At 71.4% G+C, this 24529-nt stretch carries 20 protein-coding genes; 6 read left to right on the top strand and 14 right to left on the bottom strand.

All coding sequences use genetic code 11. From position 1 onward, the window contains the following. Nucleotides 1-15: 15 nt before the first annotated feature. Together HUO13_RS25215 and HUO13_RS25210 are read right to left on the bottom strand one after the other, a co-directional pair. Complete coding sequence (locus HUO13_RS25215) at nucleotides 16-1323, bottom strand: MFS transporter (protein WP_211897534.1); 1308 nt, start codon at nucleotides 1321-1323, stop codon at nucleotides 16-18. A 20-nt stretch (nucleotides 1324-1343) separates the two neighbouring features. Further along, on the bottom strand, nucleotides 1344-2354 hold the full coding sequence (locus HUO13_RS25210; protein ID WP_249124031.1) for a 2-hydroxyacid dehydrogenase: 1011 nt from the start codon (nucleotides 2352-2354) through the stop codon (nucleotides 1344-1346). A 110-nt stretch (nucleotides 2355-2464) separates the two neighbouring features. Here HUO13_RS25210 and HUO13_RS25205 point away from each other — a divergent pair, with 110 nt between their 5' ends. Together HUO13_RS25205 and HUO13_RS25200 are read left to right on the top strand one after the other, a co-directional pair. Continuing rightward, entirely contained in the window at nucleotides 2465-3328 is an 864-nt protein-coding gene (locus HUO13_RS25205) for a dihydrodipicolinate synthase family protein (protein WP_211897533.1), read from the top strand. A 66-nt stretch (nucleotides 3329-3394) separates the two neighbouring features. After that, nucleotides 3395-4072: a GntR family transcriptional regulator gene (locus tag HUO13_RS25200; RefSeq protein WP_211897532.1), complete on the top strand. Its 678-nt coding sequence runs from the start codon at nucleotides 3395-3397 to the stop codon at nucleotides 4070-4072. A gap of 100 nt (nucleotides 4073-4172) precedes the next feature. On the opposite strand, the gene HUO13_RS25195 is transcribed toward HUO13_RS25200, so the two are convergent. Continuing rightward, a complete protein-coding gene (locus HUO13_RS25195; protein ID WP_211897531.1) occupies nucleotides 4173-4895 on the bottom strand; it encodes an SDR family NAD(P)-dependent oxidoreductase in 723 nt (240 codons plus the stop codon). Nucleotides 4896-4911: 16 nt separating this feature from the next. After that, entirely contained in the window at nucleotides 4912-5676 is a 765-nt protein-coding gene (locus tag HUO13_RS25190; protein ID WP_211903132.1) for an SDR family oxidoreductase, read from the bottom strand. Between the two features lie 110 nt (nucleotides 5677-5786). Between HUO13_RS25190 and HUO13_RS25185 the strand changes: the two genes are divergently transcribed. Beyond that, a complete protein-coding gene (locus tag HUO13_RS25185; RefSeq protein WP_211903131.1) occupies nucleotides 5787-6614 on the top strand; it encodes a helix-turn-helix transcriptional regulator in 828 nt (275 codons plus the stop codon). A 41-nt stretch (nucleotides 6615-6655) separates the two neighbouring features. Here the strand turns inward: HUO13_RS25185 and HUO13_RS25180 are convergent, their stop codons facing one another. The 8 genes from HUO13_RS25180 to HUO13_RS25145 all read right to left on the bottom strand — a co-directional run bounded on the left by HUO13_RS25180 (nucleotide 6656) and on the right by HUO13_RS25145 (nucleotide 17885). Next, on the bottom strand, nucleotides 6656-7798 hold the full coding sequence (locus HUO13_RS25180; protein WP_211897530.1) for an L-talarate/galactarate dehydratase: 1143 nt from the start codon (nucleotides 7796-7798) through the stop codon (nucleotides 6656-6658). Nucleotides 7799-7839: 41 nt separating this feature from the next. Then, entirely contained in the window at nucleotides 7840-9225 is a 1386-nt protein-coding gene (locus tag HUO13_RS25175) for an MFS transporter (protein ID WP_249124030.1), read from the bottom strand. A 213-nt stretch (nucleotides 9226-9438) separates the two neighbouring features. Further along, complete coding sequence (locus HUO13_RS25170; RefSeq protein ID WP_432757770.1) at nucleotides 9439-11952, bottom strand: LamG-like jellyroll fold domain-containing protein; 2514 nt, start codon at nucleotides 11950-11952, stop codon at nucleotides 9439-9441. Nucleotides 11953-12288: 336 nt separating this feature from the next. Next, nucleotides 12289-13395: a L,D-transpeptidase gene (locus HUO13_RS25165; RefSeq protein WP_249124029.1), complete on the bottom strand. Its 1107-nt coding sequence runs from the start codon at nucleotides 13393-13395 to the stop codon at nucleotides 12289-12291. A 309-nt stretch (nucleotides 13396-13704) separates the two neighbouring features. Further along, the gene (locus HUO13_RS25160) at nucleotides 13705-14553 is read right to left on the bottom strand and encodes a carbohydrate ABC transporter permease (RefSeq protein WP_211897527.1); all 849 of its coding nucleotides are present in this window, start codon (nucleotides 14551-14553) and stop codon (nucleotides 13705-13707) included. Then, a complete protein-coding gene (locus HUO13_RS25155) occupies nucleotides 14550-15623 on the bottom strand; it encodes a carbohydrate ABC transporter permease (RefSeq protein WP_249124028.1) in 1074 nt (357 codons plus the stop codon). Before HUO13_RS25155 ends, HUO13_RS25160 begins: the two co-directional genes overlap by 4 nt. Before the next feature lie 4 nt (nucleotides 15624-15627). Beyond that, complete coding sequence (locus tag HUO13_RS25150) at nucleotides 15628-16851, bottom strand: sugar ABC transporter substrate-binding protein (RefSeq protein WP_211897526.1); 1224 nt, start codon at nucleotides 16849-16851, stop codon at nucleotides 15628-15630. Next, on the bottom strand, nucleotides 16851-17885 hold the full coding sequence (locus HUO13_RS25145) for a LacI family DNA-binding transcriptional regulator (RefSeq protein WP_211897525.1): 1035 nt from the start codon (nucleotides 17883-17885) through the stop codon (nucleotides 16851-16853). The genes HUO13_RS25150 and HUO13_RS25145 overlap by 1 nt, the downstream gene beginning before the upstream one ends. A gap of 175 nt (nucleotides 17886-18060) precedes the next feature. Here HUO13_RS25145 and HUO13_RS25140 point away from each other — a divergent pair, with 175 nt between their 5' ends. After that, nucleotides 18061-19992 (top strand): amylo-alpha-1,6-glucosidase, encoded by a 1932-nt coding sequence (locus HUO13_RS25140; RefSeq protein ID WP_211897524.1) that lies wholly within the window; start codon nucleotides 18061-18063, stop codon nucleotides 19990-19992. Between the two features lie 24 nt (nucleotides 19993-20016). Here HUO13_RS25140 and HUO13_RS25135 read toward each other — a convergent pair whose 3' ends face one another. Continuing rightward, a complete protein-coding gene (locus HUO13_RS25135) occupies nucleotides 20017-21183 on the bottom strand; it encodes an acyl-CoA dehydrogenase family protein (protein ID WP_211897523.1) in 1167 nt (388 codons plus the stop codon). Between the two features lie 137 nt (nucleotides 21184-21320). Next, nucleotides 21321-22505: a CaiB/BaiF CoA transferase family protein gene (locus tag HUO13_RS25130; protein WP_211897522.1), complete on the bottom strand. Its 1185-nt coding sequence runs from the start codon at nucleotides 22503-22505 to the stop codon at nucleotides 21321-21323. Between the two features lie 119 nt (nucleotides 22506-22624). Between HUO13_RS25130 and HUO13_RS25125 the strand changes: the two genes are divergently transcribed. Continuing rightward, nucleotides 22625-23578 carry a LysR family transcriptional regulator gene (locus HUO13_RS25125; protein WP_211897521.1) on the top strand — a complete coding sequence of 318 codons (954 nt, stop codon included), beginning with the start codon at nucleotides 22625-22627 and terminating at the stop codon, nucleotides 23576-23578. A 65-nt stretch (nucleotides 23579-23643) separates the two neighbouring features. After that, nucleotides 23644-24444 (top strand): alpha/beta fold hydrolase, encoded by an 801-nt coding sequence (locus HUO13_RS25120; RefSeq protein ID WP_211903128.1) that lies wholly within the window; start codon nucleotides 23644-23646, stop codon nucleotides 24442-24444. The last annotated feature ends 85 nt before the right edge of the window (nucleotides 24445-24529 follow it).

The raw sequence follows: 24529 nt of genomic DNA, 5'->3' as shown, positions 1-24529 counted from the left end.
CGGGCCGCTGCCGCGTCACCGCACGCCCAGCCGGCGCACCGGGGGCAGCACGAACGCGTAGACCGCCGCGCCGGTGAGGGCCACGCCGCCCGCGATCAGCAGGGGCAGGACGAACGAGCTGGTCATGCCGGTGAGCACGCCGATGAGGATCGGCGAGATGATCCCGGCGATGTTCGCCGCGGTGTTCTGGATGCCCGCCAGCGAACCGACCTGGCCCGGCGTCGGGGCGAAGTCGGCGGGCAGCGCCCACACGCTGGCCGCGGCGAAGGTGCTGCAGAAGTACGACGCCGACAGCGCCGCCAGCGCCATCTCCACCGACGGCGAGAACACCGCCAGCGCGATCACCGAGGTGCCCAGCAGCCCGCCGACCAGCGGGATCTTGCGGGCCACCGTGAGCGAGGTGCCGCGCCGGACCAGGTAGTCGGAAAACAGGCCGCCGCACCAGCCGCCGAGCATCGAGGCGATGCCGGGGACCATCCCGTAGAAGCCGAACTTCAGCAGGCTGAGCCCGTAGGTCTTGACCAGGTAGGTCGGGAACCAGGTGATGAAGAAGTAGGCGACGAAGTTGACGCAGAAGAAGCCGATCATCATCGCCCACACCGCGCGGAACCGGAACAGCTGCGCCCAGCGCACCGGCGCGCCGGCCGCGGTCGGCTCCTCCTGACCCTCCTCGATGTGCGCCAGCTCGGCGGCGGTGATCTTCGGGTGCTCGCGCGGCTCGCGGTAGACCTTCCACCACACCAACGCCCACACCACGCCGAGGGCCCCGGCCAGCACGAAGGCCCACCGCCAGCCGAGCGTCGCGATCGTCAACGCCACCAGCGGCACCGAAAGCGTCGCGCCGACCGGGTTGCCGTTGTTGAAGGTGGCGGCGGCGAAGCTGCGTTCGGAGCGGGGGAACCAGCGCGACACCACCTGGGCGCTGGCCGGGAAGGCGGGCGACTCGCCGACGCCCAGCACCAGCCGCAGCACCACCAGGGACACCACACCCCACGCCAGGCCCATCGCCATCGTCGACAGGCCCCAGCACAGGCTGGCGACCAGGAGCATCTTGCGCGGACCGAGCTTGTCGGCGAGGAAACCGCCGGGCATCTGCCCCGCGGCGTAGGTCCAGAAGAACGCCGAGAGGATCACGCCGCCGACCGCGTCGGAGATCCCCATCTCCTCGCTCATGAACGGCATCGCGACGCTGATCGTGGCGCGGTCGACGTAGTTGATCGCGATGCCGGCGAACAGCACGCCCAGCATCGCGTACCGCAGCTTGCCGATCCCGCGACGCGGGGCCGGGGTACCGGTCGGCTCTGACCGGGACAGGGTGGCCATCAGGTTGTTCCTTTCGGGGATCAGCGCGGTTGGACGCCGTTGACGATGTCCGCAGGGGACTTGCCGGCCAGCACCGCCGCGAGCTTGTCGAACAGGCGGTTCCGCAGATTGTGGTAGGCCTCCCAGGTGACCCCGGCGGTGTGCGGGGTGAGCAGCACGTCGTCCCGGCCGCGCAGCGGCGAGTCCGCGGGCAGCGGTTCCTCGGCGAAGACGTCGAGCGCGGCACCGGCGAGGTGGCCGGAGTCCAGCGCGCGGGCCAGTGCGGGCTCGTCGATCACACCGCCCCGCCCGGCGTTGACCACGTACGCGCCCGGAGGCATGGTCGCCAGCGACTCGTCGCCGAGGATTCCGCGGGTGGCGTCGTTGAGCGGCATGTGCAGGCTCAGCACGTCGGCCCGCGCCACGGCTTCCTCCAGCGCCACGTACTGGCGGCCGGGTTCCGACGGGAAGGGGTCGTGCACGACGATCTCCGCGCCGAAGCCGTCGAGCCGGCGGGCGACCGCGCGGCCGATGTTGCCGAAGCCGAGGATCGCGACCGTCAGCGCGCTGAGATCGCGGCCGCGCAGTCCTTCCGGTCCCCAGCCGCCCTGCTCGACCTTGCGATGTCCGGCCGCGTAGTGGCGCAGCAGGTACAGCATCGCGCCCACTGTCCAGTCGGCGACCGCGTCGGCGTTGAAACCCGGCAGGTTCGCCACCGGGATACCGCGCTCGGCGGCGGCCACGTGGTCGACGCCGTCGAACCCGACCGCGACCGACTGGATCAGCCGGCAGTTCGGCATCGCGTCGAGCAGGGCCGCGTCGATCCGGCGTTCCTTCTCCAGCGGGGCCAGCACGATCGTGGCGGTGGCGAGCTCGGCGTGGCGGTCCGCGGGGTCGGCGTCCGGTCCGATCTCGGTGATCCGCAGGTCGGGGTGGTCGGGCAGGTGCTTGCGCAGCTCCGCCTCGGTGATGTCGTTCAGGTGGTAGAGGCTGACGATGTGCTCGCCCATGCGGGCCTGCTCCTCTTCGTCGGGGAGCGCGGCGGAGGTCACGCGGCGCTGGTCGGCACAGTCTCGGCGGAAACCCTGCCTCAGTCAACCGTTAACGAAAGACCGTTAACGAAGTATGCTGGGGTCGTACCGATCCGGACGAAAGGACCCGCATGAGCGGCCAGCGCACGGTCATCACCGCGGTGACCACGCCCTTCCAGCCCGACGGCGACCTCGACCTGGCGGCGGCCAGGCAGCTCTACGGGTTCGCGGGGCAGCACACCGGGCAACTGCTCGTCGGCGGCACCACCGGCGAGTTCCCGGCGCTGACCATCGGCGAACGCATGTCGCTGCTGGACGTCGCGCTGGAGATCGCCGGTGCGGAGGGCGTCATCGCGCACGTCGGCGCGGCGGACGCCCACAACGCCGCGCTGCTGACCCGGGCGTCGGTGCGCGCGGGCGCACGACGGCTGGCCGCCCTGACGCCGTACTACCTGCCCGCGACGCCCGAGGAGCTGCACGCCTACTTCGGCAGCGTCCGGGAGGCCGCCGGGGACGCGGAGATCTACGCGTACCTGTTCCCGGAGCGCACGGGGCTGGAGGTGTCGCCGGAACTGTGCGCCGAGCTGGCCACCGCGCACGGGTTCGCCGGCGTCAAGCTCAGCGGCGCGGCGTCCGGTCAGGTGCGGGAGCACGTCGCGGTGGCGCCGCAGGGCTTCGAGGTGTATTCCGGCAACGACCGCGCGCTGGCCGACGTCCTCGCCGCCGGCGGCGTGGGAACCGTCTCCGGATGCTCCGCGGCGCTCCCGGAACCGTTCCTGGAGCTGGCCGAAGCGATCCGGGCCGGACGCGACACCGGTGAGGTCCAGCAGCGCGTCGACCGAGTGGTGGCCGCGCTCGGGCCGAGCATCGGGCGGATCAAGTGCGCGCAGCGGCTGCGCGGGCTGCCCGCGGGGGAGTCCCGGATGACCGTGGCCGACCCGGATGCCGAGACCGAGGCGCTGATCAAGGACCTGGTGGCCGAGAACGCGCGCTAACCTGGTGGCCGCCCTGCCAAGATCCACCGGCGGGGCGGCGCCGCAGCCCGAGCCTAGGAGTTGATCTTGAGCTTCCCGTCCCTGGTGCAGCGGTCGCTGGGCGACCGGGTCGCGCACGAGCTGCGGGTCCGCATCATCGGCGGGGAGCTGCCGCGCGGCACCCGGCTGGTCGAGGACGTGCTCGCCGAGCAGTTCGACGTCAGCCGCGGCCCGATCCGCGACGCCTACCGGCAGCTGGAGGCCGAGGGCCTGCTGGAGTCGCGGCGGCGCGGCGTGTTCGTCACCGGGCTCACCGAGGACGACGTCGACGAGCTGTACATGCTGCGGGAGTCGCTGGAGACCCTCGCGATGTCGTTGGCGATCCGGCGGGCCGAGCAGGACGGCTGGGACCGCGCCCAGCAGTGCGTGGACGAGATGAACACCGCCGCGCAGCGCCGGGACGTGCAGACCTTCGCCCGCGCCGACCTGGAGTTCCACACGGAGTTCTACCGGCTGTCCGGGCACCGGCGGTTGCGGTCGGTGTGGGAGCAGTACCTGCCGACGATCGCCGTGGTGCTGGACGTGACCAACGCCCAGGACGTCGACCTGCACCCGGCCGCCGAAGCCCACGCCGACCTGCTGCGCCTGGCCCGCGGCGGCCTCGAGGAGGAGGCGCTGACGAACCTGCGCGCCCACCTCCTCGGCGCCCGCAACCGCCTCCGCGCCGCCATCGGCACCACGCAGCGCTCCGCAGCGTCGGACTGACCCCGCCGCCCGGCGGGCCACCGCGGGCCCGCCGGTCAGCGCGCTACCGCGGGGAACCGGGCACCGATCACTGGGCGGTCCATCCGCCGTCGACCGCGATTTACGCGCCGGTCACGAACGTGGAGGCGTCGCAGACGAGGAAGGCGACGGCTTCGGCGACCTCCTCGGGCCGGCCGATCCGGCCGATCGGATGCGCGCCGCCGAAAGAGGCGAGCATCTCGCGCCCGTTGTCGACGACGCCCTCCATGATGTCGGTGTCGACGACGCCCGGGAGCACGACGTTGGAACGGATGCCCTTGGGGCCGCCCTCGATCGCGAGCACGCGCGTGATCTGCGCCAGGGCACCTTTCGACGCGGCATACGCGGTCTGGGTGTGGAAGGCCACGACCGACGAGACGGACGCGATCGAGACGATCGCACCGCCGCCCGCGGCCTCCATGGCGCGGAAGGCTTCGCGCGCCTGCACGAATTTGCCGCGGGCGTTGACCCGCATGATCTCGTCGAAGTCCTCGACGCTGGTTTCGGTGATCGGCTTGTTCAGGGTGCGGCCCGCGTTGTTGACGAGGATGTCGAACCGCCCGAACCGCTGGGTGGCCAGTCGCGTGGTGGCTCGTGCGACGTCCTCGTCGGCGACGTCGCCGACGAGCACCGCAACGTCGTCCGCCGCGAGCTCCCCGACGGCCTCGCGACGGTCGGTCACGACCAGCCGGGCGCCGCGCTCGCGCAGCAGCGTGGCGGTGGCCCGGCCGATTCCGCGTGCGGCGCCGGTGACGACGGCGACCCGGCCGGTGAGGTCCCAGGAAGCGGGGATGGTGGTGGTCACGGGTTCCCCCGCGTGGTCAGCGCTGGCGGGCCGGACGCACGACGATCTCGTTGACGTCGACGTCGTCCGGCTGGTCGAGGGCGTAGGAAACGGCTTCGGCGATGGCCTCGGGCGCGATCGCGTGCCTGCGGTAGGCGTGCATCGCCTCCGCCGCCCCCGGGTCGGTGATGGAGTCCGCGAGCTCGGAGGTGACGACGCCGGGGGAGACGGTGGTGACCCGGATCGAGGGGTCGGCCTCCTGGCGCAGTCCCTCGGTGATCGCCCAGGCGGCGTACTTGGTGCCGGAGTACACGGCGCTGGTCGGCACGACCTGGTGGGCGCCGATGCTTGCGATCGTGACGAAGTGGCCCCCGCCTTGCGCGGTGAAGTGGGGCAGCGCGGCGGCGATCCCGTGCAGCAGTCCGCGCACGTTCACGTCGATCATCCGGTCCCACTCGTCCACCAGCAGGGAGTCCAGTCGCGACAACGGCATGACCCCGGCGTTGCTGACGAGGACGTCGACGCGCCCGAACCGTTCGCGGGCGGTCTCGACGAAGGCGGCGACGTCGTCGCGGTCGGTGACGTCGAGACGCACCGGGTGGATGCCGCCGCCCGAGGCGGCGGTGGCCTGCTCGGTGCGTTCCGCGAGCTCCCGCAGGCGGTCGGTTCGCCGGGCGCCTGCGACGACCTGGTGCCCTGCACCGGCCGAGCGTGCGGCGATCGCCTCGCCGATCCCGCTGCTGGCTCCGGTGACGAGGACGACCTTTCCGGTGATGGGGGCGCCGGCTGCTTCGTGGTTCATGTGCATGCCGACCACGCTGGCCCGGCCGGGCGTCCCGTACGAGGGCGCCGTCTTCATGGGAGCGCCGCACCCACGAAGACCGGCGCCCGCACACCTACGATCGGGGTGTGATGCGCTCGGACCTCGGCGACTACCTCCGCGCACGGCGAGCCCGGCTCGGCCCGGGCGAGGTGAACCTCCCCAGCACCGGTCACCGCCGGGTGCCGGGTCTGCGCCGTGAGGAGGTGGCGCTGCTCGCGGGGCTCAGCGTCGACTACTACGTCCGCCTCGAACAAGGCCGGGAACGCAGTCCGTCGGCCCAGGTGGTCGACGCTCTCGCGGCCGCGCTACGGCTCGACGAGGACGGCCGTCAGCACCTGTTCCGGCTGGCCGGGCTCAGCCCGCGCGCCCGGCCCGCCGTCGTCCGCGACCGCGTCGACCCGAGCCTGCTGGAGCTGATGGATGCCTGGCCGGACAACCCGGCCATCGTCTACAACCGGGCCTACGACGTGCTGGCGTCGAACGCGATCGCGGACGCGCTCTTCCAAGACTGGACCCAATCGCGCAACCTGATGCACGTCGTGTTCACCGACCCGGTCGCGCGAACGTTCTACCGGGACTGGAACGACGTCGCGCGCAACACCGTCGCGGGGTTCCGGCTCTGCCACGGCGAGGCGCCCGACGATCCCCGCGTGCGTCAGGTGCTCGCCGAAATGCTCGACCAGAGCCCCGAGTTCGCCGAGCTGTGGACCGCCCACGACGCCCGGGGCAAGGCGCTGGAGCGCAAGCGCTTCGACCACCGCGCCGTCGGACCGCTGACCCTGACCATGCAGACCTTCGACGTCCGGTCCAGCCCGGGCCAGGAACTCGTGGTCTACCACGCCGAACCGGCGTCGGAGAGCAGCCGCGCGCTCGCCCTGCTCGGGTCGCTGGCCGCCACCTCACGTCAGCGGACCTGAATCCTTCGACTCACCTCGCGTGGCGGTGCGGATGCGGGAGCTCAGGCGTGGAACTCCTGCTCCGCGACGGTCCAGGCGCGGGCCTGGTCGCTGATGGTCACGCCGAGGCCCGGGCGCGGCGAGATGTGCATCAGGCCGCCGGAGATCTTCAGGTGCTCGTCGAAGAGCGGGTCCAGCCACTCGAAGTGCTCCACCCACGGCTCGCGGGCGTAGGCGGCGGCCAGGTGGATGTGGATCTCCATGGCGAAGTGCGGTGCCAGTTGCAGATTCCGGCTGTCGGCCAGCGCCATCACCTTGAGGAACTGGGTGATGCCACCGACGCGCGGGGCGTCGGGCTGCACGATGTCGGCGCCGCCCGCGCGGATGAGCTCGGTGTGCTCGGCGACGCTGGTCAGCATCTCCCCGGTCGCGATGGGGGTGTCGAAGTGCGACGCGAGCACGGCGTGGCCCTCGAAGTCGTAGGCGTCGAGCGGTTCCTCGATCCACACCAGGTCCAGCGGTTCCAGGGCTCGGCACATGCGTCGCGCGGTGGGCCGGTCCCACTGCTGGTTGGCGTCGACCATCAGGGCCACGCCGTCACCGATCTTCTCGCGCACGGCGCGCACACGCGCGAGGTCGGTGGCGTTGTCGGGATGGCCGACCTTGATCTTGATCCCGCCGATGCCGTTGTCCACCGACTCCGCCGCGCGGTCGAGGACTTCCCCGACGGGCGCGTGCAGGAAGCCGCCCGAGGTGTTGTAGCAGCGCACCGAGTCGCGGTGGGCGCCGAGTAGCTTCGCCAGCGGCAGACCGGCGCGCTTGGCCTTCAGATCCCACAACGCGACGTCGAAGGCGGCGATCGCCTGCACCGACAACCCGCTGCGGCCCACCGACGCCCCCGCCCAGACGAGCTTGTCCCAGATCTTGGCGATGTCGCTGGGATCCTCGCCGAGCAGCACCGGCGCGATCTCGCGGGCGTGCGCGTACTGGCCCGGACCGCCCGCGCGCTTGGAGTAGCTGAAGCCGACGCCTTCCAGCCCGCCTTCGGTGGTGATCTCGGCGAACAGCATCGCCACCTCGGTCATCGGCTTCTGCCGCCCGGTGAGCACCTTGGCGTCGCTGATGGCGGTGGGCAGCGGCAGCGTCACCGAGGAGATCTTGACTCCGGTGATCCGGTCCGAAGTGGCTGATCCGGCGGTGGTCATGGTCGTTCTCCGTTCCGGGATTCGGTTGTGCGGGAGGGAAGTCACGGCTCGTCGAACTGGATGCGCCTGATCGTGCCCATCGCGGCGAGTCCGACCAGTGACAGCAGGCCGTGCGCGGCGACGAACCACAGCGCGGTGTCGAACGAACCGGTCGCCTGCACGGTGTAGCCGATGACGATCGGTGTCACGATGCCCGCCACGTTGCCGAACGCGTTCATCGTCGACCCGACGAAGCTGGTGGCCTGCGGCGGCGCGATGTCGGTGGTGATCGCCCAGCCGAGCGAGCCGAGCCCCTTGCCGAAGAAGGCCAGCGTCATGATCGCGACGATCAGCGGGCTGCTGTCGGTGAGGCTGCAGAGCGCGATGCTGGTCGCCAGTCCCATGCCGATGACCGACGGCACCTTGCGGGCCGCGGTGAGCGAGTACCCACGGCGCAGCATGGCGTCGGAGAAGAAGCCGCCGGCAAGGCCGCCCGCGAAGCCGCACAACGCGGGCAGCGCCGCGACGAACCCGACTTCCAGCAGCGAGAGCCCGCGGCCCTGCACGAGGTAGACCGGGAACCAGGTGATGAAGAAGTAGGTCAGCGCGTTCACGGCGTACTGCGAGATGTAGACGCCCCACAGCGCGCGGGTGGAGAAGATCTTCGCGATGGTCCGGCGGTCGAGGCGGGTGCGCTGCTGCTTCGGCGAATCAGGAGTGCCGGTCTTGGGCGCGTCCAGGTCGACCAGTCCGCCTCCCGCTCTGATCGTCTCCAGCTCGGCGGGCGTGACGCGCGGGTGGTGCCGCGGCGAGTCCATCCACCGCAGCCACACCACGGCCAGCACCACGCCGAGCACGCCGAGCAGGACGAACACCCAGCGCCAGCCGAACTGGTGCGTGACCCAGCCCATCACCGGCGCGAACAGGGCGGTGGCGAAGTACTGGGCGGAGTTGAACACCGCCGTCGCGCGGCCGCGCTCGGCGGTGGGGAACCACGCCGTGGCGATGCGCGCGTTCGCCGGGAAGGCGGGCGACTCGAAGACGCCCAGCAGGAGCCTGAGCACGAAGATCACGGACACGGCCACCAGCACGGGGGTGGTGATCAGCCCGACCAGGCTGATCGCGGCGGTCACCAGGGTCCACAACCCGAGGCTCAGGGCGTAGACGCGGCGCGCGCCGAACCGGTCGAGCAGGATTCCGCCCGGGATCTGGCCGGCGACGTAGGCCCAGCTGAACGCCGAGAAGATGTAGCCGAGCTGGACGCTGCTGAAGCCGAGGTCCTCCTGCAGGCTGGTGCCCGTGATGGACAGGCTGCTGCGGTCGGCGTAGTTGAGCGCGGTGATGATGAAGATCAGCGCCAGGACCAGGTAGCGGGTCGGCACGCGACGGCCGGTGGTGGCCGGGGCCGCCGTCTGCCCGCCGCTGGAAGCCGTTGTGTTGTCAGACATCGTTGTCCTCCGGTCGCCGCGGAGCACTGCGCGGTGACCAGGACATTAGGGCGGCCCGGCGATGCCGGTCCAAAACCAATTGGACATCAACCAATACCTTGAACGTATTGGAAGTCCTGCGCTCACCGGCTGACGGCTCGTGAGCGCGGCAGAGCGCCGGGTCCGCGCGTTCGTGCGCGGACCCGGCGCTCCCGGGCGTTCTCCGATGGTGCGTCAGTCGCGGTTGGCCAGTGCGGCGACCTCCTCCTGGGACAGAGCGCGGTCGAAGACGCGGACGTCGTCGACGTCACCGCGCAGGAAGTCGACCTGCGCGCCGCCGTACTGGCCCCGCCCGATCACCGTGCTCCCGGTGGATTCCGCCGCGACGCAGGCGTTCTCCGTGCCCGCGAGCCGGCCGTCGACGTAGAGCGAGACGGTGCCGTCCGCGGCGTTGCGCACACCGGTCAGGTGGTACCAGCGGCCGGGTTCGGGCTTCTCCGGCGACAGCGCGCGCAGCCCGACGAAGCTCATCGCCCAGCGCTGGTCGGCTCCGGAGTACTGCAGGAAGAAGGCGCTGTTGGTGCCGCCGTCCTGGCTGACGACCGTCTGGAACGCCCCGGTGGCCTCGTCGAGCTTGGCCCACGCCGAGACCGAGTAGCTGCCCGCGGTGTCGATCAGCGGCTGCCGGGTGTCGGCCTGTCCCGCTCCGGCGAAGGAAAGCCCGCCACCGTCGACTCCGGGCACCCACTCGGTGCCGGTCAGCGCGGCGTCGGCGGAACCGACCGAGTCGGCCGCGGTCGATCCGGTGCCCTCGTCGAACTGGTAGCCGTGCACGCCCTGCAGGCCCGGCGTTCCCGGGGCCGGTGCGGGGCCGCCGCTGCCGTCGGCGCTGCGCACGATCTCGTCGTTGATGGCGCGGACCCGCGCGAAGTCCATCTTCTCGACTTGGCGGTCGTAGGTGAAGAACCCGTTGACCTCGTGCTCGACGTCGGTGATCTGGGTGTAGATCGCACCGCTGATCCCGCAGCGCTGCGCCGCGGTGAGCACGTCGCGCTGGTTCTCCACGTAGCGCCTGGTGAGGGTCTGCTCGTCCGGGGTCATCTCGTAGGCGTGGCCTTCGCCGAACCACATGTGCCCGTCGACCTCCAGGCCGAACCCGCCGTGCTCGCCGTCGATGGAAACCCGGTCAGCTTCCGGGGAGGGCGTGGCCGGACCGACGTACTGGTGCCAGTCGATGACGTCGCCCTTGCCGGAGTCGCCGAGAGAGGCGCAGCAGTTGACCCCGCTGTGCCCGTTGACCAGCCGGGTGGGGTCCTGGCGCTTGACGTCCTCCGCGATGCGGCCGGTGGCCTCGCGGGACCACTCACCCCAGCCCTCGTTGAACGGCACCCAGCCGATGACCGACGTCCAGTTCTTCTTCTGCTCCACCAGTTCGTGCAGTTCGGACTCGAACTGGCGCTGCGCGTCGGCGGGCGGCCGTTCGTCGCCGGTGCGCATCGACGGCATGTCCTGCCAGACCAGCAGACCGAGCTCGTCGGCGTGGCGGTACCACGTGTCGGGTTCGGTCTTGATGTGCTTGCGCACGGTGTTGAAACCGAGCCTCTTGTGCTGCTCCAGGTCGAACCGCAGCGCTTCGTCGGTGGGAGCGGTGTAGATGCCGTCGGGCCAGTATCCCTGGTCCAGTGTGGACATCAGGAAGAGGATCTTGCCGTTGAGCGTGATCCGCTGCTTGCCGTCGGCTCCCGGCGCCATGCCGATCTCGCGCATGCCGAAGTAGGACGACACCCGGTCCACCGGCCGCCCGCGGTCGGTGAGCACGACGTCGAGGTCGTAGAGGAACGGCGAGTCGGGCGACCACAGCTTGGCGTCGGGCACCGGCACGTCGATCCTGCGGCCCGCGATGCCCTGCGTCCGGCTGACGACCCTGCCGCCGTCCCTGACGGTGACCTCGGCCCGCAGCCCGGGGGCGCCGCCGGGGCGCACCGTCAGCCCGAGGGTGGAGGTGTCGATGTCGGGCACCATGTCCAGCACCTCGGCGTGGCCGCGCGTCGCCACCGGCTCCATCCAGACCGTCTGCCAGATGCCGGACGCGCCCTCGTAGAAGATGCCGCGGTCGGGAACCAGGCGCTGCTTGCCGACGGGCTGCCAGGTGGCGTCCGTGCGGTCCTCGACGCCGACGACGATCTCCTGCTCGCCCGACGGCTTCAGCGCGCCGGTGACGTCGGCGGAGAAGGCGCCGTAGCCGCCGCGGTGGGTGGCGACCTGCTTGCCGTTCACCCACACCACGGCCTGGTGGTCCACGGCGCCGAAATTGATCTTCAGCGAGTTGCCCCGGCCGACGTGCCAGTCCGGTGGCACGGTGAAGGTCCGCCGGTACCACATGCGGTCTTCGTGGCGCTGGATGCCGGAAAGCGCCGATTCGGTCGGGTAGGGCACCAGGATGCGTTCCGGCAGGCGCTGCCCGAAGGGTGGGGCCTGGCCGGCCTCGGCACCGGCGAACTCCCAGGTGCCGTTGAGGTTCTGCCACTTCGGGCGGGTCAGCTGCGGCCGGGGGTACTCCGGCAGGGCGTTGTCCGGAGAGACCTCGTGGGTCCACGGGGTCGTCATGCGCGGCTCGGCGGGCTTCGGGCCTGCGGCCGGCTGCGCCGTGGAGGGTACGGCCGCGGTGGCCAACAGCATCGCTGCCGCGACCGCGGTGGTCAGGAAGCCTCGGATCGTTCGCCGTCGAGTCGTCGGTGCTGGTGACATCGGTGTCGGACACCCTTCTCGAAGGGGACCGCGCCAGCGGACGCTGGCGCCAGAGCGCCGGCCGGACGCACGAGCGGTGGGTCCCCGGGCCGACGCGATGTCAATTGACGATCCCTTTTCGTCAGATGTCAACGAACTCGATCAATTTCAATCAGACTTCAACACTAATGTCGTAGTTGTCCGGCTGCGGTGCTCATTTGATGCGTGATGTTGTTCGTTCTCGATCACAGTCGGCGTGGCGGCGCGCCGCGTCCGCCTCCGTCGAAAGCGAAGGCCGTGCGGGATCGCCGCCCGTCCTCGGCCGCCGCGCCGCGGCCGGGTCCAGGGCTGCGGGCGTCAGCGCGGTTGGTAGAGCGCGCTTCCCTTGATGTAGTCGTCGTAGGGGATCGTCCAGTCGGGGATGTCCCCGTCCTGCGGTGTCAGCGGGCGGTCCGACCCGACGATCTCCACCGGGTCTCCGATCTGGACGAAGTCGAAGAACCACTTGCCGTTGGCAGGGGAGAGGTTGATGCAGCCGTGCGAGACGTTGGCCCTGCCCTGCTGGCCCACCGTCGCGGCGTTGACGTGCACGAATTCACCGTTGTTCGAGATCCGCACCGCGTGCGGCAGGACCTCGTCGTAGTAGCCCGGCTCGCCCTTGCGCGGGCCTCCCCAGGTGTCCGAGCGCATCCGCGTGGAGGTGTGCTTCTCGAAGGCCACGTGGACGCCCGACTGGGTGGGGTAGACCTTCCTGCCGAAGGAGGCCGGGAGCTCGCGGATCTGCCGGCCGTCCTGGAAGACGGTCACCACGTGCCGGTTGACGTCCCCGACCGCGCGCTGGTCGCGTCCGATGACGAAGCCACTCTCGTGGTCGGCCGTTCCCATGACGCCGCCGCCCGCGTCGACGCCGTAGATCCGCGCGCGCACGCGGACGCTGGTCCCGGGCTTCCAGAACTCCTTGGGGCGCCAGTTGACCTGTTCGTCGCTCATCCAGTGGAACGAGCCCTCGGTCGGCACCGACGGCTCGACCGACAGGCGGCTCTCGACGGCGGCCCGGTCCGCCACCGGCCTGCTGAAGTAGATCGACACCGGCATGGCCACCCCGACGGTGTCACCGTCGGACGGCCGCGTCCTGTCGACGGTGAGCTCCTCCTTCGGGACGACCGTGCTGAACGTCGAGTTCAGCGGGACCGACGGGACGCGCTCGGCGTTGTGAGCCACGGCGTGCACGCGGTAGGTCGTGCCGAAGGCCAGCGGTTCGGTCGTGGTCCAGTTGCGGCCGTCGGGGGCCATCGCGCCTGGCACCGGGGCCATCTTGTCGGTGGTCACGGTGACCGTGCCGAGCGTGCCCTGGTGCGCGGTGACGACGAGCGGCCCGCTGGGGGCGACGTGGGTTGCGCCGTGCGGTATCGAGGTCGTCACCGACGCCGCGGGCACCTCGGGCCCGGCGCACGAAGCCAGCACGCAGGAGAGCGCGGTTGCACTGATGAGATGCCACGTCGTTGCGACCCGCATATCGGTCCCCCGCTCTGGTCGCCGCTCGGCCCGACATTCCAAACACTGTTGGGGTCCGGGGCCCAGTTATCAACACGATCATGGCCGGGGGTCATCCGATCAGTCCTTTCTCGTGTTCCCCAGGGTTACGCGAGCGGTCGGGCGAGCCCGATGAACACCCGTCCGGGCGACATCGGCACCGCGGACGCGTAGCGCCTCGCCCGGGTGTTCGCACGGGGTGCCGCGCACCCGACCGCGAGCCGGATGGGCCGGGTTACGCTAACCCTTCACCGCGCCGGACGTCTGGCCGCGCACCAGGTAGCGCTGGCTGAACAGGAAGACGACCGCGACCGGCACCGTGGCCACCATCGCGATGGTCAGCTTCAACGGCAGCTGCTGGCCCTCGCCCAGCGCACCGCTGACCAGCCTCGCCAGGCCGACGGTCAGCGTCTCGTACCGCGCGCCGGAAGTGGCGACCAGGAAGTGGGCGAACTCGTTCCACGAGGACTGGAAGGCCAGGATCGCCAGCGTGATCAGCGCCGGACGCACCATCGGCAGCACGACGCTCCACCACCGGCGGACGACACCGGCGCCGTCGACCTTCGCCGACTCCTCGACCTCGGCGGGGACCTGCTCGAACGCCTGCTTCATCAGGAAGATGCCCATCGCGTCGGCCAGCAGCGGCAGGATCATTCCGGAGTAGGAGTCGTACATGCTCAGCTGCCGCAGCAGGAGGAACTTCGGGATCAGCAGCACCACGCTGGGCACCGCCATCACGACCAGCACACCGCTGAAGACCGCCCTGCGCCCGCGCCAGCGCAGCCGGGCCAGGGCGTACCCGGCCATCGAGTCCACCAGCAGCCTGCCGGTCGTCACGCACGCGGTGACCAGCAGGGAGTTGCCCAGCCATCGCGGGACGTCCACGGTGGGGTCGGTGGCGACCCGCTGGTAGCTGCCGGTGGTGACCGGGCTCGGGACCAGCGAGAGCGGATGCGCCACGGCGTCGGTGTCGGTCTTGAACGACGTGGCGAGCTGGATCGCGAAGGGGCCGAGGTAAAGCACGGCACCGACCACCAGCACGGCGTAGCCGAAGGCGGTCGCGATGCGCCGCGGGCTGGGCGTGGTCAAGAGGTCCTCCCGTCCCGGAGCACGACGCGTTGCACTGCGGTGAGCACGACGATGAGCAGGAACAGCAGGAAGGCGATCGCCGCTCCCGTTCCGTAGGCGCCCTCGGCGAAGGACTGCTGGTAGGACAGCAGCGCCGGGGTCAGCGTGGTCTTGGCGGGATCGCCCTGGCTCATCACGTAGACCTGATCGAACACCTGCCACGTGCTGATCAGCCCCAGCGTCGCCACCAGGAACACCGTCGGCATCAGCATCGGCACGGTGACCCCGCCGAAGCGCTGCCACCACCCGGCTCCGTCGACCCGCGCGGCCTCCTCGACGTTGTCGGGGATGTTCTGCAGCGCGGCCAGGAACATCAGCATGTAGGTGCCCGAGGTCGTCCACACCACGAGCGCGACGAGGGTGAGCATGGCCGTCGACGGTCCGGCCAGCCACTCCCACAGCGAGAGCCCGGCCAGCTCGGTGCCCGCCAGCCACGACGGGGCGTCGTGCACGCCCACCGCGGCCAGCAGCTGGTGCAGCACCCCGCGGGAGTCGGTGAACCAGTTCGGCCCCTCGACGCCGATCGACCGCAGCAGCGCGTTGACCGCGCCTGAGCCGGAGAACAGGAACAGGAAGATGACCGAGATCGCGACCGAGCTGGTGATCGACGGGAAGTAGAACACCGACCGGAAGAACCCGCGTCCGCGCAGCGCGCGGTCGTTGACCACGACCGCCAGCAGCAGCGCGACGAAGGTCTGCGCCGGGACCGTGAACAGCACGAAGTAGAACGTGTTGCGCACGCTGGTCATGAAGTCCTCGCGGGCGAGCCCGTCCTCGGCCAGCAGCTCGCGGTAGTTCTCCAGACCCACGAACGGGGCCCGGCCGGACAGCGGGCTGTAGGTGCCGTTCCACTCCAGCAGGCTCACGTACAGCGCCAGGACGGCCGGCACGACGAGGAAGAGCACGAGCAGGACCACGGCCGGAGCGACGAACAGCCAACCCGCCCGGTTCTCCCGCCTGACCTCCGCTGACACCCGGTCGGCGGCGGGCGCGTGCCGGGCCGGCGGACGGGGAACGGTCGCTGTCTTCATCGGATCACCCGTCCAGTGCTCGTTCGGCGTTGCGCTGCACCTCGGCGAGGATCGCCCGCGGGTCGTCACCGCGGGCCAGACCCAGCAGCTTGGCGTCGAAGTCGTCGGCCACCGCTCCGAAGCCCTGCGCGGTCACCTCGCCCTTCGCGTACGGGGCACCCGCGGTGAACCCCCGCATCCGCACGTCGGCCTCGGTGGCCTGCGCCGCGCGCTGGTTGCTCGGCAGTACTCCGACCTCGCGGCCGACCTGTTGCTGCTGCGGGACGTCGAGCAGGAAGTCCGCCAGGCCCTCCGCGGCTCGCTGCCGGGAGCTGCGCTCGGGGATTCCCCAGCAGTTGGTGAACGACAGCGTCCCCTTGCCCGCCGGGCCGCTGGGCAGCTCCACGGACCGCCAGCGGGTGCCGGGGTAGTCGGCGGCCAGCGCGCCGGCGGCCCAGGTCCCGTCGATGGCCATCGCCGCGGTTCCCCTGCCCAGCGCCTCCCCGCCCCATCCGGCGTCCACCTGCGAGGAGAACGCGGTGCTGCCGGAGCGGAACAGCTGCTGAACGTACCGCAGTGCCGTGAGGTTCTCCGGACTGTCCACTGTGGCTTTCCGTCCCGTCGGGTCGAGGTACCAGCCACCGGCCTGCCGCATGAACGCCCCGATGCGGTCGCTGTTGTCGTCGAACACCAATCCCTTGCGAGCCGGAGTCGTCAGGCGCTGGGCGATGTCGGCCAGCTGCCGCCAGTCCCTCGGGATGTCGGCGTCGGTGAGGCCGGCGGCCTGCCACGCGTCGGTGTCGATCAGCAGCGCCAGCGTCGAGAAGTCCTTGGGGGCGCAGAAGAGCTCGCCGTCGTGGGTGAACACCTCCCGCAGGTTCGGGTAGATGTCGGCGGCGCCGCGCAGCCGGTCTCCGTAGGCGTGCAGGTTCCCGCTCCCGGCGTAGCGGCCGAAGCTGTCGGGGGAGAGGTAGAACAGGTCGGGCGGGGTGCCGCCGGCGAACGCCTGCCCGAGCTGCTGGTCCAGCTCGGCGGCCGGAACGATCTCGACCCTGTTGCCGGTGCGCGCTGCCCAGCGGGCGGTCTGCTCCCGCAGCACGCGGGTCTCGGCGGTCGTGCCGGACCCGATCAGGACCTGCAACGTGACCGGTCCGCGATCCTGCTCGACCGGGTCGTCGAAGCCGCTGCCGCAGCCGGCGGCAAGAACCGCGACGGAGACGGCCATCGCGGCCGCGAGTGCGCGTCGCATCAGAGCGGCCCTCCGATCGCGCGGGCCGGGTCGCTGCTGCCTCGGACGACGAGATCCGGCGACAGCAGCTCGCCGCCGGCGGCGTCCGGCTCGTCGAGCAGTTCGACCATCCGCCGCGCGACCTGTTCGACGGGCTGGCGCAGGCTGGTCAGGCCCGGCACGAGCACCGAGGCCGTGGGGCTGTCGTCGAATCCCGTCACCGCCACGTCGGTTCCGGCCCGCAGTCCGCGGGCGGCCAGCGCCGCGTAGGCGCCCAGCGCCAGCGCGTCGTTCGCGGCGACCAGCGCGGTCGGCCTGCCGGGCTGGTCCAGGAGCAGTTCGGCGGCTTCGCCGCGGTCGCGGTGCTCGTCCGCGCACCGCATCACCAGGTCGCCGGATGTCTCGACGCCGGCTTCCGCGCAGGCCCGCCGCCATCCCTCGGCGCGGTCGTCACCGACCCGGTTGCCTTCGGGCAGGCCGAGGAACCCGATCCGCGAATGCCCCTGTTCGAGCAGATGGCGCACGGCCTGGGCGGTCCCGTCAGCGCCGTCGACGTCGACCCACGGGCCGGGCTGGTCGCCGGTGGCTGACCCGGTCCGGCCGAAGGAGGCGAACGGAACCCCGCGCTCGGCCAGCCATTCGTGCCGGGGGTCGCCGACCTGCGTGTCGCTCAGCACGAACGCGTCGACCGCGCTGCGGGCGAGCAGGTCCTCGTAGACGGGTAGCCCCTCGGCGCCCGGCGCGGCGGTGAACAGCAGGACGTGCCTGCCGGTGCACTCCACTTCGGCGGTCAGGGCCCGCAGGTAGCGGTCCATGAACGTGTTGACCGAGTCGGCGCGCCGTTCGGCGACGCAGTAGCCGATCAGGCCGCTGGACCGGGTGCGCAGCCCGCGTGCCTTCGTGTCGGGCCGGTATCCCAGCTCGTCGATGACCTCGCGGACGCGCCGCAGCGTGTCGGGACGGACCTTGCCCGGCGCGTTGAGCGCGTTGGACACCGTCTGGCGGGAGACGCCGGCGCGTGCGGCGACCTGTTCGAGCGTCGTTGCCCGAGGCACCTCGGAACCCCTTCCGCGGAGGTCTGGCCTCGCCATGCCGGTTCGTGCCAGACTGCGACTGGTTTGAACGTTCAAATCGGTTCAAGTTCCTGCTTTTGAACGTTCAAAGCGTTGGTTGAGGCACCAGGCTCGCCCGCCGCTGCCCGAATGTCAAGAAGAACCAGTTGGAGGAAGAATGCCCGACGGCCAGCAGCCCGCGCTCCACGACCTGGTCACCGTGCTGTGCGCGCCGAGCGTCGCCATCAGCGCGCCGGACGGGCAGATCCGCGCCGGAGGGGCGTCCGGCTGCTACCGCCACGACCGGCGCGGCCTGGCTCGGCTGGAGATCGGCGTCGAGGATGCGGAGCTGGTGCCGACGGGCGCGAGCGCGGCCGAGGCCGGACGCGCGTGCTTCCACGGCGTGGTGCGCGGGCGGGGGGAGGCGACCCCGGATCCCGTGCTGCACTACCGCCGCGAGCGCCGTGCCGATGCTGAGTCGTTCGCCGAGACCTGGACGCTGCGCAACTACTCGTCGCGAGACGCCGACCTGGTCGTCACCGCCCGCCTCGCCACCGACCTGGCCCGGATGGACCTGGTGAAGGCCGGTACGCCGGGCGCGCTCGCGGAACCGGAGGCCACCGGCGACGGCGTGCGTTGGCAGGGCGACGGGTGCACCGTCGACCTCGCCGCGAGCCGGACGGCCGACGCTGTGTCCATTGAGGACAACGAGGTGAGGTTGTCGTGGCGCGCCGAGGTTCCCGCCGGCGCGCAGTGGTCCTTGTCGTTCGCCCTCGACCAGCAGGAGCACGAGCAGTCCGGGTTCCTGCCGCGGCGGCCGGCACGGCCGGTCCGGTTGGTCGCTCCGTGGGCGAGGGACGGTGACCACGCGCGGCTCCTGGAGCGCAGCCTGCAGGACCTGGAGGGGCTGCTGCTGGCCGACCCGCGGCAGCCGGAGTCGGCGTTCCTCGCCGCGGGCAGCCCGTGGTTCTTCACCCTGTTCGGCCGGGACTCCCTGTGGGCGGCCAGGTTCCTGCTGCCGCTGGGCACCGAGCTGGCCGGCGGCACGCTGCGCGTGCTCGCCGCGCGGCAGGGCACCCGGCACGACCCGGCCACCGAGGAGCAGCCGGGCAAGATCCCGCACGAGCTGCGGCGGGCGGCGATCGACATCGACGGCTCCGACCCGCTGCGGCTGCCGCCGCTGTACTACGGAACCGTCGACGCGACGCCGCTGTGGGTGCGCCTGCTGCACGACGCCTGGCGCGCGGGCCTGCCCGAGGACGAGGTGCGCGCACTGCTGCCGGCGTTGACGGCGGCGCTGGGGTGGTTGTCCGGTCCCGGCGACCCCGACGGCGACGGGTTCTGCGAGTACCGGGGCTCGGACGCCGACGGGCTCGCCAACCAGGGCTGGAAGGACTCCGGCGACGGCATCCGCTGGTCCGACGGCGCCATCGCGCGCCGTCCGCTGGCGCTGTGCGAGGTGCAGGGCTACGCCTACGCCGCCGCGGTCGGGGGCGCGGACCTGCTCGACGCCTTCGGCGGCGACGGCGGCACGGCCCGGCAGTGGGGTGCCGAGCTGCGCGCGCGGTTCCGCGAGCGCTTCTGGGTGGAGGACGAGCACGGCCGCTACCCGGCGGTGGCGCTCGACGGCGACAAGCGCCCCGTCACCGGACCGGCGTCGAACATGGCGCACCTGCTCGGCACGGGACTGCTCGACGCGGACGAAGCGCGGCTGGTGGCCGACCAGCTCACCAGCAGCGCGCTAAACAGCGGCTACGGGTTGCGCACGCTGGCGTCGAGCAACGCCGGGTTCAACCCGCTGAGCTACCACTGCGGCAGCGTCTGGCCGCACGACACCGCGATCGCGGTGCTGGGACTGGCCGCCGAGGGACTGCACGAGCAGGCGCGGGTGCTGGCCGGGGGACTGGTGCGGTCGGCCGTGGAGTTCGGCCACCGGGTGCCCGAACTCCACGGCGGCACCGACAGGGCGGCGGGCGAGCCCGTCGTCGCCTACCCCGCGTCGTGCCGGCCGCAGGCGTGGTCGGCTGCCGGTGCCGTTGCCGTGGTCGGCTACCTGGAGGGCTGGAACCGGCCGGCGAAGCCCTGTGCGCAGCCGGAGCGCAACGCGTAGTGCCGGTCGCGTTCCGGCAGGTTCTCAGCCGTCGAGGCCGCCGCGTTTGACGAGCTGGCTGGCGATGACGTTGCGCTGGATCTCGTTGGTGCCTTCGCCGACGATCATCAGGGGTGCGTCGCGGAAGTAGCGTTCGACGTCGAACTCGGTGGAGTAGCCGTAGCCGCCGTGGATGCGCACCGCGCTGAGGGCGATCTGCATGGCGGTCTCGGACGCGAAGAGCTTGGCCATGCCGGCTTCCATGTCGACCCGGCGCCCCGCGTCGTACTCGCGCGCGGCGTGCAGGGTGAGCTGTCGGGAGGCTGAGAACGAGGTGGCCATGTCGGCGAGGTAGTTGCCGATGGACTGGTGCTGCCAGATGGGTTTGCCGAAGGACTCGCGCTCCTGGGCGTAGGCCAGGGAGTCCTCCAGCGCGGCGCGGGCGACGCCGAGCGCGCGTGCGGCGACCTGCAGGCGGCCGGTCTCCAGGCCCTTCATCATCTGCGCGAAACCGGCGCCCTCCACGCCGCCGAGCACCGCGTCCCCGCTCGCTCGGTAGTCGGTGAAGGACAGTTCGCAGCTCTCGACGCCCTTGTAGCCGAGCTTGGGCAGGTCTCGGGAGACGGTGAGCCCGGGTCCGTGCTCGACGAGCAGGATCGAGATGCCCTTGTGCGCGGGTTCGGCCTGCGGGTCGGTCTTGCACATCAGCGCGATCAGCTGGGAGCGCCGCGAGTTGGTGATCCAGGTCTTCGACCCGTTGATCACATATCCGTCGGCGTCGCGGCGGGCGACGGTGCGCATGGCCTGCAGGTCGGAACCGCCGCCGGGTTCGGTCAGCGCCATGGTGGCGCGCACCTCGCCGGTGGCCATCCTCGGCAGGTAGCGGCGTTTCTGCTCTTCGGTGCCGAAGCGCAGCAGCAGTTTGGCGACGACGGTGTGCCCGCCCATCGCCCCGGCCAGGCTCATCCAGCCGCGGGCGAGTTCTTCGGTGATGAGCACGTAGCACGGGGTGGACACCGGGGTGCCGCCGTGCTCCTCGGGGACGGCCAGGCCGAAGATCCCGAGCTGCTTCATCTGCTCGATCAGCGCCTCGGGGTAGGTGTTGGAGTGCTCCAGCTCCTGGACGACCGGCCGGACCTCCTTGTCGACGAAGTCGCGGACCGTGGCGACGACGAACCGCTCGTCCTCGGAAAGGGCGTCGAGGGTGCTCACGTTGCTCCTTGGATCGTTGTGTCCTCAGTGGACTTGAAGGCTGTTTTGAACTCGGCTCTCGTCGCGGTGTGGGTGGCGGTGCCGGTTGTGAGGGTGGGCCAAGCGGCTGCGCCGCTTCAATGAGCCAAGACATGCCATCAGATGACGTTGCCGGACCGCAGGCCGTCGATGTCGCCGGGGGAGTAGCCGAGCTCGGTCAGCACCTGCTCGGTGTGCTCGCCCGCGGCGGGCACGGGATCCATGCGCGGGGTGATGCCTGCCAGGTCGACCGGGGGCACCAGCGCGGGCGCGACCGCTCCCGGGATACCCACGTCGCGCCAGCGGTCGCGACCGCTGAGCACGGGGTGCGCGAGGAACTCCGCGACGTCGTTGACCCCGGCGTTGGCGATCCCGGCCTGGTCGAGCAGCTTCGAGATGTCGGCGCTGTCGCCGCGGCCGAAGCGCTCGGCGACGATCGCGTTGAGCTCGTCGCGGTGCGCGACGCGGTCGGAGCCGGTGGCGAACCGCGGGTCGGCCACCAGGTCCGGGCTTTCGAGGACCTGTTCGCACAGCGCGGCCCATTCGGTCTCGTTCTGGATGGAGAAGAGGACTTCCTTACCGTCGGCCGCGGTGTAGGCGCCGTAGGGGGCGATCGTCGCGTGCTGGGTGCCGATTCGCGGCGGCTGGGTGCCGCTGTGCCGGGTGTAGTTGGCGGGCTGGCTCATCCATTCGGCGAGCGCCTCGAACAGCGAGACCTCGACAGCCCGGGCCACACCGCTGGTCGCCCGGGTGAACAGCGCGGTCAGGATTCCCGAGTACGCGTACATCCCTGCGGCGATGTCGGCGACGGAGATCCCCACGCGGGCGGTTCCGCGTTCGTCGCCGGTCAGCGAGACCAGCCCGGTCTGGCACTGCACGAGCAGGTCGTAGGCCTTGCGGTCGGCCCACGGCCCGCTGGTGCCGTAGCCGGACACGGTGCACGGGATCAGCGACGGGTACCGCCGGGTCAGCGACGCCGCGTCCACGCCCAGCCGCGCGGCGGCTCCCGGCGCCAGGTTCTGCACGAACACGTCGGCCGTGCCGAGCAACCGCTCCAGAACCTCCCGTCCGAGCGGTGTTTTCAGGTCCAGCGCCACGGACTCCTTCGAGCGGTTGAGCCACACGAAGTAGCTGGACTGGCCGTGCACGGTGGTGTCGTAGCGGCGGGCGAAGTCGCCGCCGCCGGGCCGTTCCACCTTGATCACGCGGGCGCCGAGATCGGCCAGCTGGCGGGTCGCGAAGGGGGCGGCCACCGCCTGCTCGACGCTGACGACGGTGATGCCGGAAAGCGGCGGTTCGGTCATGCGGAGACCTCCGTTGGCCCGGGCATGTGCAGTAGTAGCATCATCTCCGCTAATGACCGCGTTCGTGAAATAAAAAGGGCTGATGCCTCCATGTCGGACGCGGATGGTGGGAGGACGCGGTGGACATCAAGCAGCTCAAGGCGCTGGTGACGGTCGCCGAGGCGGGCAGCGTCACCCGGGCGGCCGAACTGCTGCACCTGGTGCAGCCCGCGGTGACCAGGCAGATCCGCACGCTGGAGCAGGAGCTCGGTGTAGTGCTGTTCGAGCGGACCCGCCAGGGCATGCGGCCCACCGAGGCGGGCGCGGTGATGGTCGACCGCGCCCGGCGGGCCCTCACCGAACTCGAGCGGGCGCGGGCGGAGGTGCAGCCGACCCCCGGCGTGGTGACCGGCGTGGTGACCGTCGGGCTGCTGGAGAGCACGACCGACCTGCTCGCCGAGCCGCTGGTGTCGGCCATCGCACGCGATCAGCCCGGGATCGAGCTGCGGCTGATGACCGCGTACTCGGGGTATCTGCAGCAGTGGCTCGACGATGGCGACCTGGATCTGACGTTGCTCTACAACCTGGCCAGCGGTCCGTCGCTGAACGCGCACCGGCTGGCGCGGGAGCGGCTGTGGGCGGTCGCGCCGCGTGACGAGGCCTTGCGTGCCGAAAGCCCCGTCGCGTTCGGGGAGGTCGCCGCGCACCCGCTCGTGATGCCCGCGGCCGGGCACGCCCTGCGGGCCCTGATCGACTCGGCCGCCGCCCGCGCCGGGGCCGAGCTGAACGCGGTCGTGCAGACCAACTCGATGCGGGTGCAGAAGCAGCTCGTGCTCGCCGGCCACGGCTGGACCATCCTGCCCGGCGTGGGCATCGCCGAGGACGTCGCCCGCGGTTCGCTCAGCGCGGCGCCGTTGTGCGAGCCCGACGTGTGGCGCTCGATCGTCCTCGGGACGCAGCGCAGCGGCCGCACGCCGCCCGCGGTGGAGGTCGTAGCGCGCGAGCTGAGCAGGCAGGTCCACGCCGCCGTGCGGGACGGTCGCTGGCCGTCGGCCGAGTGGCAGGCCGACGGCACCGCCCGGGAAGACCGATGACGGCCCCGGAGGACCGGAAGTCCGATGACGACCGCCGCGAGCAGTCACGCGGCAGGGAGGAAGCCATGTCCCACGCCCACCAACGGACCGACGCCGTCGCCCGAGCCCACGACGGCACCGCGCTCGCCCACCAGCGCCAGGGGAGCGGGTACCCCCTCGTGCTGCTCGCGGGGCAGGCCAACAACCACCACTGGTGGGACGGCGTGCGCGAGGACTTCGACGCCGAGCACAGCACCATCACGATGGACTACCGGGGAACGGGGGACAGCGGCAAGCCGGACGAGCACTACTCGACCCAGGGTTTCGCCGAGGACGTCATCGCCGTCCTCGACGACCTCGGCGTCGACCGCGCCGACGTCTACGGGACGTCGATGGGCGGCCGCGTCGCGCAGTGGGTCGCCGCGCGCCATCCCGAGCGCGTGCGGCGGCTCGTGCTCGGATGCACCTCGCCGGGCGGTCCGCGCGCCGTCGAGCGCGACGGCGCGGTGCGGCGCGCCCTGGCGCAGAGCGACCCGGCGGCGGCTCGCGGCGCCCTGCTCGAGCTGATGTTCGCTCCGGACTGGCTCGCCGAGCACCCCGGACCGCATCCGGTCCTCGGCGATCCGGACATGCCCCCGCACGCCCGGCGCCGCCACCTGGTGGCCAGCAACGAGCACGACGCCTGGGACGTGCTCCCGCTGATCACGGCACCCACGCTGATCCTGCACGGTGACGAGGACCGGCTCACGCCGCCGGACAACGCGGCGCTGCTCGCCTCGCGGATCCCGGACGCGCGCGTGCACCTCCTCGCCGGCGCACGCCACGCCTACTTCCACGAACGCCGCCGGGAAGCCGGGGCGCTCGTCGCGGATTTCCTCGCAGGCTGAAGGAATCCGGCGCGCACCGCCGAAGCGCGCGGCCGGGCGCCTGCTTCGGACTCCGATGCCGTGAGCGCATGCGGGCATCACTTCT

The sequence above is a fragment of the Saccharopolyspora erythraea genome (assembly GCF_018141105.1).
Classification (GTDB): domain Bacteria; phylum Actinomycetota; class Actinomycetes; order Mycobacteriales; family Pseudonocardiaceae; genus Saccharopolyspora_D; species Saccharopolyspora_D erythraea_A.
Note: the sequence above shows the minus strand (reverse complement) of the source record. Positions and strands in the feature narration are given on the sequence as shown.